Below are 16,184 nucleotides of genomic sequence, written 5' to 3' on the forward strand. Positions count from 1 at the left end.
TTGATCGACAAAAAACCCGCTTCGGCGGGTTTTTTTATATCTGCCAGAACAGATACCCCGTATTGATACTATTTCGAAGGAGCGGCATTGGATAAGGTTCGAGCATTGTCAGGGAGAGCTGTATGACAGCTGTCATTTTACCCGCGGTTCCGAGAGTACTGATCGCTGAGGCTGACCCTTGGTCCCGTGATCTGCTCAAGGAAGTGTTGTTGAACGTTCGCTGTGACGCACGACTGGATCTGTGCGCCGACGGCCAGCAGGCGTTGGAGCTGCTGGCGGCCCACCCTTACGATCTGGTGATCGTCGACTGGGAATTGCCCGGTGTCGACGGCCTGAGTGTGTTGCGCAGTGTTCGCCAGCGCAAACGCAACCCACCGTTGCCCTTCATCCTGATGAGCAGTCGCAACGACAGCGCCAGCGTACGCGAGGTCTTGCCGCTGGCGCCTGCCGCCTACCTGACCAAACCGTTGAACATGGAAAGCCTGACTCAGCGCTTGCAGGGTTTGCTGCTCGATGCGGGGGAAGAGGTGTCGTGCGAAGTGCCGGCGCTGGCGCCGGGCATGACCCTGTCTGTATTCCTGGAGCGTCGTCGCGAACTGTCTGAGGGCGCGCCGCTCATGACCGACGTGCAGTTGGCGGTCAAGCGTAGCCTCAATCCTGACGGTCTGGACTTGACGGCGCTGGAAGACGAGATCCGCACAGACCCGCAGGTCACGGCGGTTCTGATCGCCGCCGCCAACAGCGCGGCCCAGCATCACGGCGCACCTGTACAAACCCTGTCGCAGGCGCTGCACCGACTGGGTACCGGGCAAAGCATGAACCTGATTCTCGGCCTGGCCCTCAAGCGCAGTGCACGGCTCAGTGATCCGTCTCTGTCGGACTACGCCGAGCGCTATTGGGACTTGTCGCTGCACACCGCCGAATACGCGCGAACGCTGGCGCGCTTGCTCGATCTGGATCAGGCCCGATGCTATTGCGCGGGCATGTTGCATCGGCTCGGCGATCTGGCGTTGTTGCGTTGTTTGCAGGAATGGAAGCAGGCCGGTGGCGAGCTGGACGAGCAAGAGGCGGTTGGCGAGGCGTTGGCCGAATTCAGCGCGGCCTACGGTTCGGCGCTGCGTACACGCTGGCGATTGCCGCTGGAGCTACGAGAGCTGATTGCGGCGACCTACCAGCTCGGTGGCGGGGTCTACTCCCGTGAAGCGCTGGTGATGAACATGGCGGCGCAGCTGGCGCGCTTGAGCGAGTATGAGGGGCTTGAGGACCTGGCCAAGAGCCGTACGGCGCGCCTGCTCAAGATCGGTTTGCCGGAGTTGGTGCGCCTGCGCAAAAAATAAGGCTTCACCCAAACCCTGCAGGAGCTGGCAAGGCAGTTCCTGGAAGGGCATTCAGGCCGTCACTATCCGGTTCTTGCCCTCACGCTTGGCCTGATACATCGCTGCGTCCGCGCGGGCAAACAGGCTATCCACATTTTCGTCCCCGGCGACAAGGCTGGTCAGCCCCTGACTGACGGTGATGCCAAACGTCTGGCCGTCATGCTTGAAGCTCAAACGCTGGATCTCCCTCTGCAGTCGTTCAGCCACTTGCAGGGCCATGTCCGGCGTGCAGCCCGGGAACACCGCCGCGAACTCCTCACCACCAATGCGCCCGAACAGATCGCCACGGCGCAACGCCGCTCGACCGCTCTCGGCGATACGCTGCAGGACGTTATCGCCTTCCTGGTGACCATAGGTGTCGTTGATCATTTTGAAGTCATCGATGTCCAGCATCAGGAAGGACAACGGCGTCTCTTGTTGACGTGCCATTTCGAATTCCTGATGAGCGCCTTCGAAGAAGTGGCGACGATTGCTGCTCTGGGTCAGGGCGTCGGTGGTGGCCAGGCGTTGCAGCTCGGTTTCCATTTGCTTCTTGTCGGTGATGTCTTCAGCGATGCCAACGATGATGACCGGCTGCCCTGGCTCGGCCTGGCGGTTCATGAAGCATTTGTCGCTGAGCCAGCGCACTTGGCCGTCGGCGGCAATGATCCGGTATTCGCGGTCTTCGATCGCGCCTTTTTCCAGCACGTCCGCCAGGCTGCGCTCGGCATATTCCAGATCGTCGGGGTAGATGCTGTCACGCCACTGGTTGTAGTCGGACAGCAGCAGGTCGGCGGAGCGCCCGAAAATCCGCTCATAGGCCGGGCTGACATACAGCACCTGGCGGGTTTCCCAGTTGAATGCCCAGAGCACGGCATTGACACTCACCAGCAGGGTGCTGAACAGCTGTTCGCGTTCGCTCAGTCGCGCCACTTCACCTTGGGCATGCATCAGCGCCAGCAGGGTTTGCGCGGCCTCGGGCCATTGCGAAGGGGATGGGTCTTCTTGGTTTTTAATGACCATGGGTACACATCTCAAAGGGCGTGCGCCGCTTTGGATTCGAAAGCGGCCACAACGAAGCCCGCCTGGGTGGCGAAGTGTCTTTGAGAGGGACGATTTGAAGCGAAGTTCCCACATTTTTGTGGCGAGGGAGCTTGCTCCCGCTGGGCGGTATTGGCGACGCTTTTTATTCGATTAAAACGCGTCGCCGATTTTGCGTCTGCTGCGCCGCCGCCACCGTCAGGCAGCGGTCGGGCGCAGGGAGTAGGTTTTGAGTTGGCCGGCGAAGTCACGCAGGGATTGAATCCCGCTGGCTTCGGCTTCGTGTACCCAATCCTTGATGGCGGCCAGCATGTCGTGACCATTGGAGCTGGTCTTGACCCAGATCTGCTGCAAGGCCAGGCGTTTTTCGTAAATGACCTTCAGCGCCTGGCTGTGCTCGAGCATGTTCTGGATGCGGACATGGTGTTTGTCGTCCAGCAGGCTGGTTTCGCGCGAAAGCAAGCGCTTGGCGCGGTGGAACTGGTGGCGGACCGAGTGATCGACCTTTTCCAGCTCCTGCTTGACCAGCGGCCCGATCACCAATTTGCGGTACTGGGCCATGATCTGGAAGCGGTTGTTGAGGATCGCCATGGCGGTGTCCATGTCCAGGTGGCCTTTACCTTCGACACGATGGGCAATCGGCGCGACCCGCTGGACCTTGGCCAGACGCAGGAAGCTGAACACTTGAATCCAGGCCCACCCCAGATCGAACTCCCACTTCTTCACCGACAGTTTTGCCGAGTTGGGGTAGGTGTGATGGTTGTTATGCAGTTCTTCACCGCCGATCAGGATGCCCCAGGGCACCAGATTGGTCGCCGCGTCACGGCATTCGAAGTTGCGGTAGCCGATGGCATGGCCCAGGCCATTGACCACGCCGGCGGCCCATACGGGGATCCACATCATCTGAACGGCCCAGATGGTGATGCCGATGGTGCCGAACAGCAGCAGGTCGATGACGGCCATGATCGCCACGCCCAGCAGCGGGAAGGGGGTATAGAGATTGCGCTCGATCCAGTCTTCGGGGCAGTTCTTGCCGTAGATGCGCAGGGTCTCGGGGTTTTCCGCTTCGGCGCGGTACAACTCGGCGCCTTTGCGCAGAACGGTGGACAGACCCTTGATGACCGGGCTGTGCGGGTCATCGACGGTTTCGCATTTAGCGTGATGCTTGCGATGGATAGCGGTCCACTCGCGGGTGTTCTGCGCCGTGGTCAACCACAGCCAGAAACGGAAAAAATGTTTCAGGCCGGCATTCAGCTCAAGCGAGCGATGGGCTGAGTAACGGTGCAGATAGACCGTGACGCCGACGATTGTCACGTGGGTCATCAGCAGGGTGACTGCCACCAATGACCAGGGCGACAAGCCGAGAAAACCTTCGTACCACATAGGCTATAGGGCCCTCGATAAAGAAAAAACAGCCGTTGCATTATCACTAAGCCCACGGAGAAAACCAGTCGCCCTTTCGGATATGAGTGGCTGGATGTGACTTTGGCCTATAATCCCGGTTTTTTGCAGGGATATGGAAAGCCTAATGTCTGCCAGCTATCGCTATGCCGTGCGTGCAGCGCTGCTTTACCTCTTGCTTTCTATGATCTGGCTGCAGTTCAGTAGCCATTTATTGAACAGCTTCTTCGATAATTCTGCCGAGCTTTCGCGATGGCAACTGATCAACGGTTATGCTTGGGTGGTGATCAGTGCCGGGTTTATCTTCATTGCCCGGGCGCGATTGCTTCGTTGTCTCGGCATCGGCGCCAAATTGCGTGAGCGCAGCGAAGACCGGGAGCGATTGCGTCAGGCCGCCGCTGTATTCGATTGCACCCGCGAAGGGGTATTGGTTACCAATCACGATGGATTGATTGTCCATGTGAACCGGGCTTTCATCCAAATCACCGGTTATCAGAGTGAGGAAGTGCTGGGGCAAAGGCCCAGCCTGTTCAAGTCCGGGCGCCATCCGGCCGCTTTCTATCAGGCGATGTTCGCGACACTCCAGAGCAAAGGCGAGTGGAGCGGGGAAATCTGGAACCGTCGCAAAAGCGGCGAAATCTATCCGCAATGGCAGACGATTCGTCTCATTCATGATGATCATGGGCGGCTCAGCCATTTCGTGGCAGTGTTTTCCGACATCAGCGCGATCAAGAACTCCGAACACGAACTGATTCGCCTGGCGCACCACGATCCATTGACCGATCTGCCCAACCGCTTGCTGTTCACCGATCGCGCCCAGCAGGCGTTGACTTCGGCGCAGGCTCAAAAGCGCGGCTGTGCGCTGCTGATGGTCGATCTGGATCACTTCAAGATGATCAACGACAGCCTCGGGCACACCATCGGCGATCACATGCTCAAAGCGGTGGCGGAGCGTCTTGCGGCGATGTTCGGGCCGGGCATTACGCTGGCACGGCTGGGGGGCGATGAGTTTGCGGTGCTGGCCGAGAGCTGTCCGCAATTGGTCCAGGCTGCGGCGCTGGCGCAGCGGATCATCGATGGCCTCAAAGAGCCGTTCCTTATCGACGAGCATCAGCTGTTCATCAACACCAGCATCGGTATCAGCCTGTTTCCCGGCGATGCCTTGAGCGCTGAGCAATTGTTGCGCAACGCCGACTCGGCGCTGTTCAAGGCCAAGAGCGCCGGCCGCAATGGCTATGCCCTCTACACCGAAGAGCTGACCGCCCACGCGCAACAACGGGTCGAGCTTGCATTCGAGCTGCGCCGCGCGCTGGAGCAGCAGCAATTGCGGGTTTACTACCAGCCGATCCATGACATGCCAACCAGCCGTATGATCGGTGTCGAGGCGCTGGTGCGTTGGGAGCATCCGGAGCGCGGATTAGTGTCGCCGGCAGAGTTCATTCCCGTCGCCGAGCGCACTGGGCTGATTGCCGAAATCGACGCCTGGGTCATGCGCCAAGCGTGTGAGCAAATGTGCCAGTGGCAACAGGCTGGCGTGGCCTTGTCGTTCGTCGCGGTGAATGTCTCATCGCGCCTGTTCGCCCGTCGTGAGCTGTATCAGCAAGTGGCTCAGGTGTTGCGCGACACCGGACTGGACCCGGCCTATCTGGAACTGGAGGTCACCGAGAGCGCGGTGATGGAAGACCCGGAGGTCGCGCTTGAGCAAATGCACCGATTGCGCGAATTGGGGGTGCGCCTGGCCATCGATGACTTCGGCACCGGTTATTCGTCGCTGCTGCGACTCAAGCGCCTGCCGGTGCAGAAGCTCAAGATCGATCAGGGTTTTGTCGCCGGGCTGCCGGGGGACGAAGACGACGGAGCCATTGTGCGGGTGATCATTGCCCTGGCGCACAGCATGGGAATGCAGGTGCAGGCCGAGGGGATCGAGCAGGTCGAACAGGCGGCGCTCCTGCTTGAGCTTGGCAGCCATCTGGGCCAGGGGTATTGGTTCGGGCGGCCGGTGCCTCCAGGGCAACTGAATTGGGCGCATGCACCGGCAATCGGTTAAGCGTCTGCTGCGCAAAACCTGTAGGAGCGAGCTTGCTCGCGAGGGTGGCAGGAACGCCGCGTTCATCCAGGCCGTCCTGGTTTTCATTCGCGTCCATCGCGAGCAAGCGTGCTCCTACAGAATTCCCTCCCCCTGCAAACCCTTGCCCCATCAAATAATTTCTTTTGGTTATATAAACATTCTTAAATAGTCTTTTTAAGAATATCTGCGCCTCTCTACTATTGGTCTCACGCCGCAAGCAGTGCCGCCACTGCCAGGCAACCTCTCAGTCGAAGGAGCAGCACCATGAGCGCATCTCTACGTAGCGTTGACGGCCAGGACGAAGCAACCATCCTGCGTGAAATCCAGAGCGCCCTGCGCGATCTGCGTTTTGGCGCAGTGGAAATCACCGTCCACAACGCCCAGGTGGTTCAGATCGAACGCAAAGAAAAATTCCGCCTGCAGAACCCGGGAAACAAACCGGGCTGAAGCGAAAAATCAAAAGATCACAGCCTGCGGCAGTTCTTGCGGGGGATTGTGTGGGAGCTGCCGCAGGCTGCGATCTTTGAGCAAGCATCCGATTCCAGATCATAAAAAAAGCCAATACCCAAGAATTCCAGGAGCTTTCACCATGTCGTCGATTCGTCAGTTCGCTTTGGCCGCCCTGGCCAGTGCCCTTTTTGCGGGTTCTGCGGTTGCCAAGGATTACGAGTTGCTCAACGTGTCGTACGACCCGACCCGTGAGCTGTATCAGGACTACAACGCCGAGTTCATCAAGTTCTGGCAGAAGGACCATGCTGGCGACAGCGTGAAGATCCAGCAGTCCCACGGTGGTTCGGGCAAGCAGGGTCGGGCGGTGATCGACGGTCTGCGTGCCGACGTCGTCACCCTGGCCCTGGCCGGTGATATCGATGAAATCGCCAAGCTTGGCAAGACACTGCCCGTCGACTGGCAAAAACGCCTGCCGGAGGCGAGCACGCCTTACACCTCGACCATCGTGTTCCTGGTGCGCAAGGGCAACCCTAAAGGCATCAAGGACTGGGGCGACCTGGTCAAGAACGACGTATCGGTGATCACACCGAACCCGAAAACCTCCGGCGGTGCACGCTGGAACTTCCTCGCTGCCTGGGCCTACGGCCTGAAAGCCAACGGCGGTGACGAAGCCAAAGCCAAGGAATACGTGCAAACCCTGTTCAAGCACGTGCCTGTGCTGGACACCGGTGCTCGCGGTTCGACCATCACCTTCGTCAACAACGGTCAGGGTGACGTGTTGCTGGCCTGGGAAAACGAAGCCTTCCTGGCGCTGAAAGAAGATGGCGGCGCCGACAAATTCGACATCGTCGTGCCTTCGCTGTCGATCCTCGCCGAGCCTCCGGTCGCCGTAGTCGACAAGAACGCCGAGAAAAAGGGCAACGAGCAGATCGCCGAAGCCTACCTCAAGCACCTGTACAGCCCGGCTGGTCAGGAAATCGCGGCGAAAAACTTCTATCGTCCACGGGACAAGGATGTCGCCGCCAAGTACGCCAATCAGTTCCCGAAACTGGAGCTGGTCACCATCGATAAAGACTTCGGCGGCTGGAAAACCGCGCAACCGAAATTCTTCAACGACGGTGGCGTGTTCGACCAGATTTACCAGGCGCAGTAATCTGACTGACAACGAGCCTGATGTCTGGGCACGAAACATGTGAGGGCGAGCTCGCTCGCGAAGGCGGTGGATCAGGCGATTTGGATGTTGACTGATATGGCCTCTTCGCGAGCAGGCTCGCTCCCACATTGATGCGTTTTTAACCAAGGACTTTTATGTCGCGTCGTATCTCCCCCGTCATACCCGGCTTCGGGCTGACGCTGGGCTACACCTTGGTGTACCTCAGCCTGATTGTGCTCATACCACTGGCGGCGATGTTCGTGCATGCCGCTCAACTCACCTGGGATCAGTTCTGGGCAATCATCTCGGCACCACGGGTGCTGTCGGCGTTGAAGCTCAGCTTTGGCACCGCGCTGTACGCCGCGATTATCAACGGCATCATCGGCACGCTGCTGGCCTGGGTGCTGGTGCGCTATACCTTCCCCGGGCGCAAAGTCATCGATGCAATGATCGACTTGCCGTTTGCATTGCCCACGGCCGTGGCCGGTATTGCGTTGACCGCGTTGTACACCCCCACAGGTCTGGTGGGTCAGTTCGCAGCGGATCTGGGGTTCAAGATCGCCTACACCCCCCTCGGCATCACCCTTGCCCTCACTTTTGTGACACTTCCATTCGTAGTACGTACCGTACAACCTGTACTGGCTGATATTCCTCGTGAGGTGGAAGAAGCGGCGGCATGCCTGGGAGCAAAACCGTTGCAGGTTTTCCGCCATATCCTGGTGCCGGCATTGTTGCCAGCCTGGCTCACCGGTTTTGCCCTGGCCTTTGCCCGTGGGGTCGGCGAGTACGGTTCGGTGATTTTCATCGCCGGCAACATGCCGATGAAAACCGAGATCCTGCCGCTGCTGATCATGGTCAAGCTCGACCAGTACGATTACACCGGCGCTACCTCCATTGGCGTATTGATGCTGGTGGTTTCCTTCGTCCTGTTGCTGCTGATCAACCTGTTGCAGCGACGCATCGAAACCCCATAAGGAGGCGCACACATGTCCCAATCGTCCATTGCTGCCGCTTCCTCGAACGCAGCCCGTCGTGGCAGTGCGACTTCGCGGCGAATCCTGATCGGCCTTGGCTGGCTGGTTTTTACGCTGTTCCTGCTACTGCCGCTGTTCATCGTGGTGTCCCAGGGCCTGAAGAATGGCCTGGGTGCGTTCTTCACCGCGATTTTTGAACCGGACGCGCTGTCCGCGCTGAAACTCACGGTGATCGCCGTGCTGATTTCGGTGCCGCTGAACCTGGTGTTCGGTGTGAGCGCGGCCTGGTGCGTGAGCAAGTACTCGTTCCGTGGCAAGAGCATGCTGGTCACGCTGATCGACCTGCCGTTCTCGGTGTCGCCGGTGATCGCCGGTCTGGTCTACGTACTGATGTTCGGCGCCCAAGGGCTGTTCGGCCCGTGGTTGCAGGATCATGACATCCAGATTGTCTTCGCCTTGCCGGGCATCGTGCTGGCGACGATTTTCGTCACCGTGCCGTTCGTGGCGCGCGAGCTGATCCCGCTGATGCAGGAGCAGGGCACCCAGGAAGAAGAGGCCGCACGTTTGCTCGGGGCCAATGGCTGGCAGATGTTCTGGCACGTCACGGTGCCCAACATCAAATGGGGCCTGATCTACGGCGTGGTGTTGTGTACTGCGCGGGCCATGGGTGAATTCGGTGCGGTGTCGGTGGTTTCCGGGCACATTCGCGGAGTGACCAACACTTTGCCGCTGCACGTCGAGATCCTCTACAACGAATACAACCACGTGGCCGCGTTCGCCGTGGCGAGCCTGTTGCTGATCCTGGCGCTCTTCATCCTGCTGCTCAAGCAGTGGAGCGAAAACCGTATTAACCGCCTGCGCGCCAGCGCCGCGGAGGAATAATTCATGTCGATCGAAGTGCGTAACGTCAGCAAGAATTTCAATGCGTTCAAGGCGCTGGACAACATCAGCCTGGACATCCACAGCGGTGAACTGGTGGCGCTGCTCGGCCCGTCTGGCTGTGGCAAGACCACGTTGCTGCGGATCATCGCCGGGCTGGAAACCCCGGACCAGGGCAACATTGTGTTCCACGGCGAAGACGTTTCCGGTCATGACGTGCGTGATCGCAACGTCGGTTTCGTGTTCCAGCACTACGCCTTGTTCCGCCACATGACGGTGTTCGACAACGTCGCGTTCGGCCTGCGCATGAAGCCCAAGAACCAGCGCCCGAGCGAAAGCCAGATCGCGACCAAGGTCCACGAACTGTTGAACATGGTGCAGCTGGATTGGCTGGCGGATCGCTACCCGGAACAACTGTCCGGTGGCCAGCGCCAGCGGATCGCCCTGGCCCGTGCCCTGGCGGTAGAGCCAAAAGTACTGCTGCTCGACGAACCGTTCGGCGCCCTTGACGCCAAGGTCCGCAAAGAGCTGCGCCGCTGGCTGGCGCGCCTGCACGAAGACATCAACCTGACCTCGGTGTTCGTGACCCACGACCAGGAAGAAGCAATGGAAGTCGCCGACCGCATCGTGGTGATGAACAAAGGTGTGATCGAGCAGATCGGCTCACCGGGCGACGTTTACGAAAACCCGGCCAGCGATTTCGTTTATCACTTCCTCGGCGATTCGAACCGTCTGCATCTGGGCGAAGACAATCACGTGCTGTTCCGTCCGCATGAAGTGTCGCTGTCACGGCATGAACTGGAAGATCACCATGCGGCCGAGGTGCGCGATATCCGCCCATTGGGCGCGACGACGCGGGTGACGTTGAAGGTTGAGGGGCAGAGCGATCTGATCGAAGCCGAAGTGGTGAAGGACCACGACAGCCTGATTGGGCTGGCGAAGGGCGAGACGTTGTTCTTCAAGCCGAAGGTCTGGCAGAAAGTCGCCAACCTCTGAAGCAAAAGCATCGCCAGCAGGCTGGCTCCCACTCTGGATCTGTGATCGACACAAATCCCTTGTGGGAGCCAGCCTGCTGGCGATTGCGGCCTAGACAGCCGTGCGATTCGGATTCAGCCGCATACCTCCAGCTCGCGCCTCAATCTGCTCTTTCAGCTCATGACGCATCCCCAGCAGGAACGCCAGTTCCGCCACCACAAACAACGGCCCGACAATCAACCCCGTGACGTCATCGACGAACGCCGGTTTGCGCCCTTCGTAGTGATGGCCAACAAACTGAATCGCCCAACCCACTACAAACATTCCGACGCCGGTGGCGAGCCAGACCCCTGTGCTTTGCTGCGCCAGCGCATGTCCGGCCCAGGCACACAGCCCCAGCAATACCGTCATCAGCACACCAAGGCGCAATTCCAGCCGCAGGTAAAACCACGCCGAAAGCAGTGACACCAGCACCGCCGGAGAAAGCCAGCCCCCGGCCCATTGCGGACGAGACAGCAGCACCGCCACCGCCACCACAATCAGCGGAATGCCGATGAAGTGGGTGGCGATGTTGCGCGGGTCACGGTGGTAGGTGGCGTATTGACTGAGATGGTCAACGAGGCTTTTCATTGTTATTCCTCCTGTAGGGTGATTGATCTTGCCCCGGGGCCACTTCTCACTCTGTCAGCCAGGCGACAATCTCTAGGAGTTTTCATGGATATGCAGGTCTGGCGTCCACGCTTGATGCACGGTCAGTGGTTCAGCCATCTGCCTGTTACCTTGCAGGATAGTCTGCTGGTCGCCGCCAGGGTTCGGCGCCTGTCGCCGGGCCAGCGCTTGTTCAAGCGTGGTGATCCGCCCTGTGGTCTGTACGCGGTGCTCGAGGGTGCCGTGCGCATTGGCGCGGTCAGCGAGCAAGGCAAGGAAGCGTTGCTCAGTCTGGTGGAGGCGCCGCACTGGTTCGGCGAGATCTGTCTGTTCGATGGCCAGGCGCGCACCCACGATGCGTATGGCCTGGGCAACTGCACCCTGTTGCACATCCCGCAAACGGCGCTGCTGACATTGCTCGACGAACAACCGGAGTACTGGCGGCAACTGGCCTTGCTCATGAGTCAGAAACTGCGCCTGACCTTCATCCACCTCGAACAGCTGAGCCTGATGCCGGCCCCGACACGGCTGGCCCATCGCTTGCTGATGATCGCCCACGGCTATGGCGAGATCGACCCGCCGCGCCGGCTCCTGCAACTGCCCCAGGAGCAACTGGCTTCCATGTTGTCGTTGTCGCGCCAGACCACCAATCAAATGCTCAAGGATCTGCAGGGGCAGGGGATTGTGAGTCTGGGCTACGGCGAGATCGAAATCCTCGATATCGAACGGTTGCGGGCGTTGGCGATCTTTTAAAGGTGGGCTTTATCCCCGAACACGCTTAGCCTGTGAGGACGACAATTGAGGTGTGCCATGCGTGTGTTGTTAGTGGAAGACGAACCCGAGACTGCCAAACACCTGGCCAATGGCTTGAGCGAGGCCAGTTATGCGGTGGATGTGGCGGTCAACGGGATGGATGGCCGGCGCTTCATCGAGTCCGGCGAATACGAACTGATCATCCTCGACGTCATGCTGCCGGGGCTCAATGGCTGGCAGTTGCTGCAGCAGATCCGCAAGCTCGGTGAAACGCCGGTGCTGCTCCTCACCACCAGGGACGGCATCGAGGATCGCCTGCGCGGGTTGGAGCTGCATGAAGATGACTACCTGCTGAAGCCGTTCGCGGTGAGTGAGCTGGTGGCGCGGGTGCGCAAGTTGTTGCGGCGCGGTCAGGGGCGGTAGTGGTTTCTGTGTTGCCTGAACAATCGAATTCGCTGGCAAGCCAGCTCCTACAGTGGCTTGTGTGAATCCTAAATGGCTGGTCAACCGAAAGCCCCGTGGGAGCTGGCTTGCCAGCGAAGAGGCCGGTATGTCCGGTGAAAAACCTACCGCAACCCATCCCGAAACTGCCCCGGCGTCATCCCGGTCCAGCGCTTGAATGCGCGGCTGAAACTGCTGGTATCGGCAAACCCAAGCAAATAACTGATCTCGCTCAGCGAAACCTGGGGATCACGCAGGTGCAACAACGCCAGATTCTCGCGGCTTTCATTGAGTAGCGTGTCAAACCGACAACCCTCATCCGCCAAGTGCCGTTGCAAGCTGCGCAGGCTCAGGTGCAGGGCCTTGGCGATGTGCTCGGCGCTGGGTTCACCTTCCGGCAATTGCTCTTCTATGGCATCGCGGACCTTGCGCTCCCAGGTCAACGGCTTGAGTTGCGCCAGGGTGCGTTTGAGCACGGTTTCATTGTGTTCGGCCAGCTCCGGGTTGGCGTCGTCCAGGTGACTGTCGAAGTCAACGAGGGCGAATTCCAGTCGGTCTTCGTCGGCGCCGAAGTGCACGGGCGAGCGGAAGACTTTGTGCCATTGATGCGAGTCTTCAGGTTCCGGCCGACGCAGGTAAACCGCCAGCGGGGCATAGTCGCGGCCCAGGCGATTGCGACAGGTACGCACGTAAATCGCCATGAACGCATCGATGGCCTCGTAGGCCGGGGCCGGATTACCTGTAGGAATTTTCAGGCGGAAGCGGTAGCGATCCTCGGTGCGTGTCAGTTCCAGTTCCAGGGCGTCACTGACCACCTGGTGATAACGCACGATGCGCTCGAACACTTCGCGCAAACTGCCGCTGGCCACCAGCGCATAACCGAGCGCGTGAAAGGTGGTGGGGCTGACGAAGCGTGAGACGCGCAGGCCAATCGCCGAGTCGCCGCTGGCCTGCACCGCCAGCTCCCACAGTCGCGTGGTGCCGGACAACGGGTATCGGGCGTTCGGGTCGTCCATCAACTGCGGATCGAGCCCGGCCTGGTGGCACAGGGTGGTGCTGTCGAGGCCCAGGGCGTCGAGTTGCTTGCGCAGGGCGCGGGTCCAGCTGGCGAGGGAGGTCGGTTCAGTCATGCTGATTGGCGCTTCCGGTCAACAGGTTGGCGTTCACGGCTACCGCGTTGTGCAGGATCACAAGGCAGCATGCGAACATCAATAACCAGAGGATGGAAGCATGCACGGTACTTCTGCAAGTCCCCAGCGACTGAATGCAGCGCAGCGATCAGCGCATATTCGTGAAGTGGTGCTGGCCAAGGGCGTCGAGCTGCGTCAGCGCTACCCGATACTCAAGCATCAGGACGCACTGGGCGCGGGTATCCTGGCCTTCGCACTGGCCGGGATGATCGGCTGCGCAGCGCTCTACATCAGCGGGCACATGGCCTGGTGGGCGTGCCTGCTGCTCAATGCGTTCTTCGCCTCGTTGACCCACGAACTTGAGCATGACCTGATCCATAGCATGTACTTCCGCAAGCAGCGGGTGCCGCACAACCTGATGATGGGCCTGGTCTGGCTGGCACGGCCGAGTACGATCAATCCATGGATTCGCCGTCACCTGCACCTCAACCATCACAAGGTTTCCGGCTCCGAGACCGACATGGAAGAACGCGCCATCACCAACGGCGAGCCTTGGGGTTTGGCGCGGTTGCTGATGGTCGGCGACAACGTCATGTCGGCGTTTATTCGCATGCTGCGAGCCAAGACCTGGGCTCACAAGTTCAGCATCATCAAACGCACGCTGAAGGTCTATGCGCCGCTGGCGCTGGTGCATTGGGGGGCGTGGTACGTGTTTCTCGGCTTCCACGCCGCGAACGGCATCGCGCACCTGCTGGGCGCCCCGATTGAATGGTCCGCGACCACGCTGTCGGTGATGAATGTGATCGACATCGCGGCCGTCGTCATCATCGGCCCGAACGTGCTGCGCACGTTCTGCCTGCACTTCATCAGCTCGAACATGCACTACTACGGCGACATCGAGCCCGGGAACGTGATGCAGCAATGCCAGGTACTGAACGCCTGGTGGCTGTGGCCGTTGCAGGCGTTCTGCTTCAACTTCGGCAGCAGTCACGGCATCCATCACTTTGCGGTGAAGGAACCCTTCTACATTCGTCAACTCACCGTGCCCGTGGGGCATAAGGTGATGCGGGAAATGGGTGTGCGCTTCAATGATTTCGGCACGTTTGCGCGGGCGAACCGGTTTGTGCGCAAGGACGAAGTTCAGGGTGAAACCGTAGAGGGTGCGCGCGCCTGATGGCCTCATCGCTGGCAAGCCAGCTCCCACAGTGATTTGTGCTGAATGTAAATTTTGCATTCACCGCAAAAACCTGTGGGAGCTGGCTCGCTAGCGATATCGGTCTTCCAGCCAACATCAATCCGGCTGAAACGGCGACTCACTCAAAATCACCCCAGTCTCATCCACATACTTCTGCCAATGCTCAATCAGCAGGTTGAGCTTGTCAGGCTGGCTCAACGCCAGATCATGAATTTCCCCCGGATCACTCCCCAGGTCATACAGCTGCCAGGTCGCCGGCCCGACCGGTCCCGGGATGAACACCGCTTTCCATTGCCCCTGACGAATCGCCCGCCGTCCAAACAACTCCCAACCGGTAACGGTGTGCTCGTCATGCACCTGCGCCGTTTCGCCGGACAGAAAACCCAGCCACGACTTTCCGCGCAGCGCTGCCACGGGCTTGCCGCGCCACTGCTTGCCCGGATGGCGCACACCGGCCAGGTCGAGAATGGTCGGCGTGATGTCCATCACCGTGCCAAAGCCATGGCTGATCTGCCCCTTGAGCGGCAGTTGCGGGTAGTGCACCAGCGCCGGCACGCGAATCCCGCCCTCGGTGGTGAACGCCTTGAACAGCCGCGAAGGCGCGGTGGCCACTTGCGCCCAGCTCGGCCCGTACCAGACGTAGGAGTTGGCGCGGCCGATGTTGTCGAGGCTGTTGTCGTAGTGCTGATTAAGGTACGTCATCAACTGCGGACCGAATTTCGGGAAGGCTTCCAGCAGTGCACCCTCGGCGCCGTTATCGGACATGAACAGGATGAAGGTGTTATCCAGCTGCCCTTGCTGGCGCAGGTAGTCGACGACGCGCCCGATGTTCCAGTCCATGCGCTCGACCATCGCCGCGTAGACCTCCATCGCCCGCGCGGAAATCTGCCGTTGCTCATCGCTCAGGGCATCCCATTGCGTATTGAGCTCGATCAGCGGATGCGGCTCCACATCGGCTTCGATCAGCCCCAGGGCCTTGAGTTTTTCCAGCCGTTCAAGGCGCAGTACTTCAGGGCCCGCGTCATAGCGTCCGCGGTATTTCTCGACCACGTCGGCCGGTGCCTGCAACGGCCAGTGCGGTGCGGAAAAGGGCAAGTAAGCGAAGAACGGCCGAGTCTGGTCGCGCTCCTTGAGGTACTGCAGCAACTTGTCGCCGAAGGCATCGGAGGAATAGAAATCCTTCGGCAATTGATCAATGAATTGATCGTCTTCGATGTACAGCGCCGGCGTGGATTTCAGCAGTCCGGGCGTCTGCTCATCGTAGGTCGGCTCAAAGCCGTAATGGTTGGCGGCCCCGGGCAACAGCGAAAATGAGCGCTCGAATCCCCGGGCATGGGGGGCGAGTTCCGCCGTCAGGCCCAGGTGCCATTTGCCGCTCATCAACGTCTGGTAACCCGCCTCGCGCAGCAGCTCGGGCAGGGCGACGACGCGGTCGTTCAAATGACCTTCATAACCGGGTTTGCCGATCAGGTCCGGGGTCAGCGCTTCGGCCATGGTGCCAATGCCGGCGATGTGGTGGTCGGTACCGGTCAACAGCATCGAGCGGGTCGGCGAGCAGGTGGGTGCGGTGTGAAAATCGGTCAGGCGCAGGCCGTTGTTGGCCAGGGCATCGAGGTTCGGCGTGGCGATCTCGCCGCCGAAGGCACCGATATCGGAAAAGCCCAGGTCATCGGCCAGAATCACCAGAAAGTTGGGACGTTGCGGCATCAAGAATCTCCTGT

General features: G+C 60.0%; 15 protein-coding genes. 10 read left to right on the plus strand and 5 right to left on the minus strand.

Translation table 11 applies throughout. The features are described 5' to 3' along the window. Nucleotides 1-122 precede the first annotated feature (122 nt). Complete coding sequence (locus GQ39_RS25985; protein ID WP_047536064.1) at nucleotides 123-1,337, plus strand: response regulator; 1,215 nt, start codon at nucleotides 123-125, stop codon at nucleotides 1,335-1,337. 51 nt (nucleotides 1,338-1,388) lie between these two features. On the opposite strand, the gene GQ39_RS25990 is transcribed toward GQ39_RS25985, so the two are convergent. Together GQ39_RS25990 and desA are read right to left on the minus strand one after the other, a co-directional pair. Continuing rightward, a complete protein-coding gene (locus GQ39_RS25990) occupies nucleotides 1,389-2,378 on the minus strand; it encodes a GGDEF domain-containing protein (RefSeq protein ID WP_047536067.1) in 990 nt (329 codons plus the stop codon). Between the two features lie 216 nt (nucleotides 2,379-2,594). Further along, on the minus strand, nucleotides 2,595-3,779 hold the full coding sequence (gene desA, locus GQ39_RS25995; protein WP_047536069.1) for a delta-9 fatty acid desaturase DesA: 1,185 nt from the start codon (nucleotides 3,777-3,779) through the stop codon (nucleotides 2,595-2,597). 145 nt (nucleotides 3,780-3,924) lie between these two features. Between desA and dibA the strand changes: the two genes are divergently transcribed. The 6 genes from dibA to GQ39_RS26025 all read left to right on the plus strand — a co-directional run bounded on the left by dibA (nucleotide 3,925) and on the right by GQ39_RS26025 (nucleotide 10,317). Further along, nucleotides 3,925-5,844 (plus strand): phosphodiesterase DibA, encoded by a 1,920-nt coding sequence (gene dibA / locus GQ39_RS26000; protein WP_047536071.1) that lies wholly within the window; start codon nucleotides 3,925-3,927, stop codon nucleotides 5,842-5,844. Nucleotides 5,845-6,129: 285 nt separating this feature from the next. Further along, on the plus strand, nucleotides 6,130-6,312 hold the full coding sequence (gene oscA / locus GQ39_RS26005) for a sulfur starvation response protein OscA (protein ID WP_028943833.1): 183 nt from the start codon (nucleotides 6,130-6,132) through the stop codon (nucleotides 6,310-6,312). Between the two features lie 142 nt (nucleotides 6,313-6,454). Next, the gene (locus tag GQ39_RS26010) at nucleotides 6,455-7,468 is read left to right on the plus strand and encodes a sulfate ABC transporter substrate-binding protein (protein ID WP_047536077.1); all 1,014 of its coding nucleotides are present in this window, start codon (nucleotides 6,455-6,457) and stop codon (nucleotides 7,466-7,468) included. A gap of 155 nt (nucleotides 7,469-7,623) precedes the next feature. Beyond that, nucleotides 7,624-8,442 carry a sulfate ABC transporter permease subunit CysT gene (gene cysT / locus GQ39_RS26015; RefSeq protein ID WP_047536080.1) on the plus strand — a complete coding sequence of 273 codons (819 nt, stop codon included), beginning with the start codon at nucleotides 7,624-7,626 and terminating at the stop codon, nucleotides 8,440-8,442. A gap of 12 nt (nucleotides 8,443-8,454) precedes the next feature. After that, a complete protein-coding gene (cysW, locus tag GQ39_RS26020) occupies nucleotides 8,455-9,324 on the plus strand; it encodes a sulfate ABC transporter permease subunit CysW (RefSeq protein WP_047536084.1) in 870 nt (289 codons plus the stop codon). Nucleotides 9,325-9,327: 3 nt separating this feature from the next. After that, the gene (locus GQ39_RS26025) at nucleotides 9,328-10,317 is read left to right on the plus strand and encodes a sulfate/molybdate ABC transporter ATP-binding protein (protein ID WP_047536087.1); all 990 of its coding nucleotides are present in this window, start codon (nucleotides 9,328-9,330) and stop codon (nucleotides 10,315-10,317) included. A 90-nt stretch (nucleotides 10,318-10,407) separates the two neighbouring features. Here the strand turns inward: GQ39_RS26025 and GQ39_RS26030 are convergent, their stop codons facing one another. Next, the gene (locus GQ39_RS26030) at nucleotides 10,408-10,926 is read right to left on the minus strand and encodes an Mpo1 family 2-hydroxy fatty acid dioxygenase (protein ID WP_047536088.1); all 519 of its coding nucleotides are present in this window, start codon (nucleotides 10,924-10,926) and stop codon (nucleotides 10,408-10,410) included. An 84-nt stretch (nucleotides 10,927-11,010) separates the two neighbouring features. Between GQ39_RS26030 and GQ39_RS26035 the strand changes: the two genes are divergently transcribed. Next, entirely contained in the window at nucleotides 11,011-11,697 is a 687-nt protein-coding gene (locus GQ39_RS26035) for a Crp/Fnr family transcriptional regulator (RefSeq protein ID WP_047536091.1), read from the plus strand. Nucleotides 11,698-11,754: 57 nt separating this feature from the next. Continuing rightward, the gene (locus GQ39_RS26040; protein WP_047536094.1) at nucleotides 11,755-12,120 is read left to right on the plus strand and encodes a response regulator; all 366 of its coding nucleotides are present in this window, start codon (nucleotides 11,755-11,757) and stop codon (nucleotides 12,118-12,120) included. Nucleotides 12,121-12,263: 143 nt separating this feature from the next. Here the strand turns inward: GQ39_RS26040 and GQ39_RS26045 are convergent, their stop codons facing one another. Next, nucleotides 12,264-13,268, minus strand: coding sequence for an AraC family transcriptional regulator (locus tag GQ39_RS26045; protein WP_047536096.1), 1,005 nt, complete (start codon nucleotides 13,266-13,268; stop codon nucleotides 12,264-12,266). 100 nt (nucleotides 13,269-13,368) lie between these two features. Between GQ39_RS26045 and GQ39_RS26050 the strand changes: the two genes are divergently transcribed. Continuing rightward, complete coding sequence (locus tag GQ39_RS26050) at nucleotides 13,369-14,442, plus strand: fatty acid desaturase (protein WP_047536099.1); 1,074 nt, start codon at nucleotides 13,369-13,371, stop codon at nucleotides 14,440-14,442. Nucleotides 14,443-14,559: 117 nt separating this feature from the next. Here the strand turns inward: GQ39_RS26050 and GQ39_RS26055 are convergent, their stop codons facing one another. Next, nucleotides 14,560-16,170, minus strand: coding sequence for an arylsulfatase (locus tag GQ39_RS26055; protein WP_047536102.1), 1,611 nt, complete (start codon nucleotides 16,168-16,170; stop codon nucleotides 14,560-14,562). Between the last annotated feature and the right edge of the window lie 14 nt (nucleotides 16,171-16,184).

The organism is Pseudomonas sp. 11/12A, assembly GCF_000800055.1.
In the GTDB taxonomy this organism is placed as follows: domain Bacteria; phylum Pseudomonadota; class Gammaproteobacteria; order Pseudomonadales; family Pseudomonadaceae; genus Aquipseudomonas; species Aquipseudomonas mohnii.

Bases quoted from the DNA above. Each gene is read 5' to 3' on its own strand.
- GQ39_RS26040 (WP_047536094.1), top strand. From the start codon at position 11,755: ATGCGTGTGTTGTTAGTGGAAGACGAACCCGAGACTGCCAAACACCTG.
- cysW (WP_047536084.1), top strand. From the start codon at position 8,455: ATGTCCCAATCGTCCATTGCTGCCGCTTCCTCGAACGCAGCCCGTCGT.
- desA (WP_047536069.1), bottom strand. From the start codon at position 3,779: ATGTGGTACGAAGGTTTTCTCGGCTTGTCGCCCTGGTCATTGGTGGCA.
- cysT (WP_047536080.1), top strand. From the start codon at position 7,624: ATGTCGCGTCGTATCTCCCCCGTCATACCCGGCTTCGGGCTGACGCTG.
- dibA (WP_047536071.1), top strand. From the start codon at position 3,925: ATGTCTGCCAGCTATCGCTATGCCGTGCGTGCAGCGCTGCTTTACCTC.
- GQ39_RS26050 (WP_047536099.1), top strand. From the start codon at position 13,369: ATGCACGGTACTTCTGCAAGTCCCCAGCGACTGAATGCAGCGCAGCGA.
- oscA (WP_028943833.1), top strand. From the start codon at position 6,130: ATGAGCGCATCTCTACGTAGCGTTGACGGCCAGGACGAAGCAACCATC.
- GQ39_RS26010 (WP_047536077.1), top strand. From the start codon at position 6,455: ATGTCGTCGATTCGTCAGTTCGCTTTGGCCGCCCTGGCCAGTGCCCTT.
- GQ39_RS26045 (WP_047536096.1), bottom strand. From the start codon at position 13,268: ATGACTGAACCGACCTCCCTCGCCAGCTGGACCCGCGCCCTGCGCAAG.
- GQ39_RS25985 (WP_047536064.1), top strand. From the start codon at position 123: ATGACAGCTGTCATTTTACCCGCGGTTCCGAGAGTACTGATCGCTGAG.
- GQ39_RS26035 (WP_047536091.1), top strand. From the start codon at position 11,011: ATGGATATGCAGGTCTGGCGTCCACGCTTGATGCACGGTCAGTGGTTC.
- GQ39_RS26025 (WP_047536087.1), top strand. From the start codon at position 9,328: ATGTCGATCGAAGTGCGTAACGTCAGCAAGAATTTCAATGCGTTCAAG.
- GQ39_RS26055 (WP_047536102.1), bottom strand. From the start codon at position 16,170: ATGCCGCAACGTCCCAACTTTCTGGTGATTCTGGCCGATGACCTGGGC.
- GQ39_RS25990 (WP_047536067.1), bottom strand. From the start codon at position 2,378: ATGGTCATTAAAAACCAAGAAGACCCATCCCCTTCGCAATGGCCCGAG.
- GQ39_RS26030 (WP_047536088.1), bottom strand. From the start codon at position 10,926: ATGAAAAGCCTCGTTGACCATCTCAGTCAATACGCCACCTACCACCGT.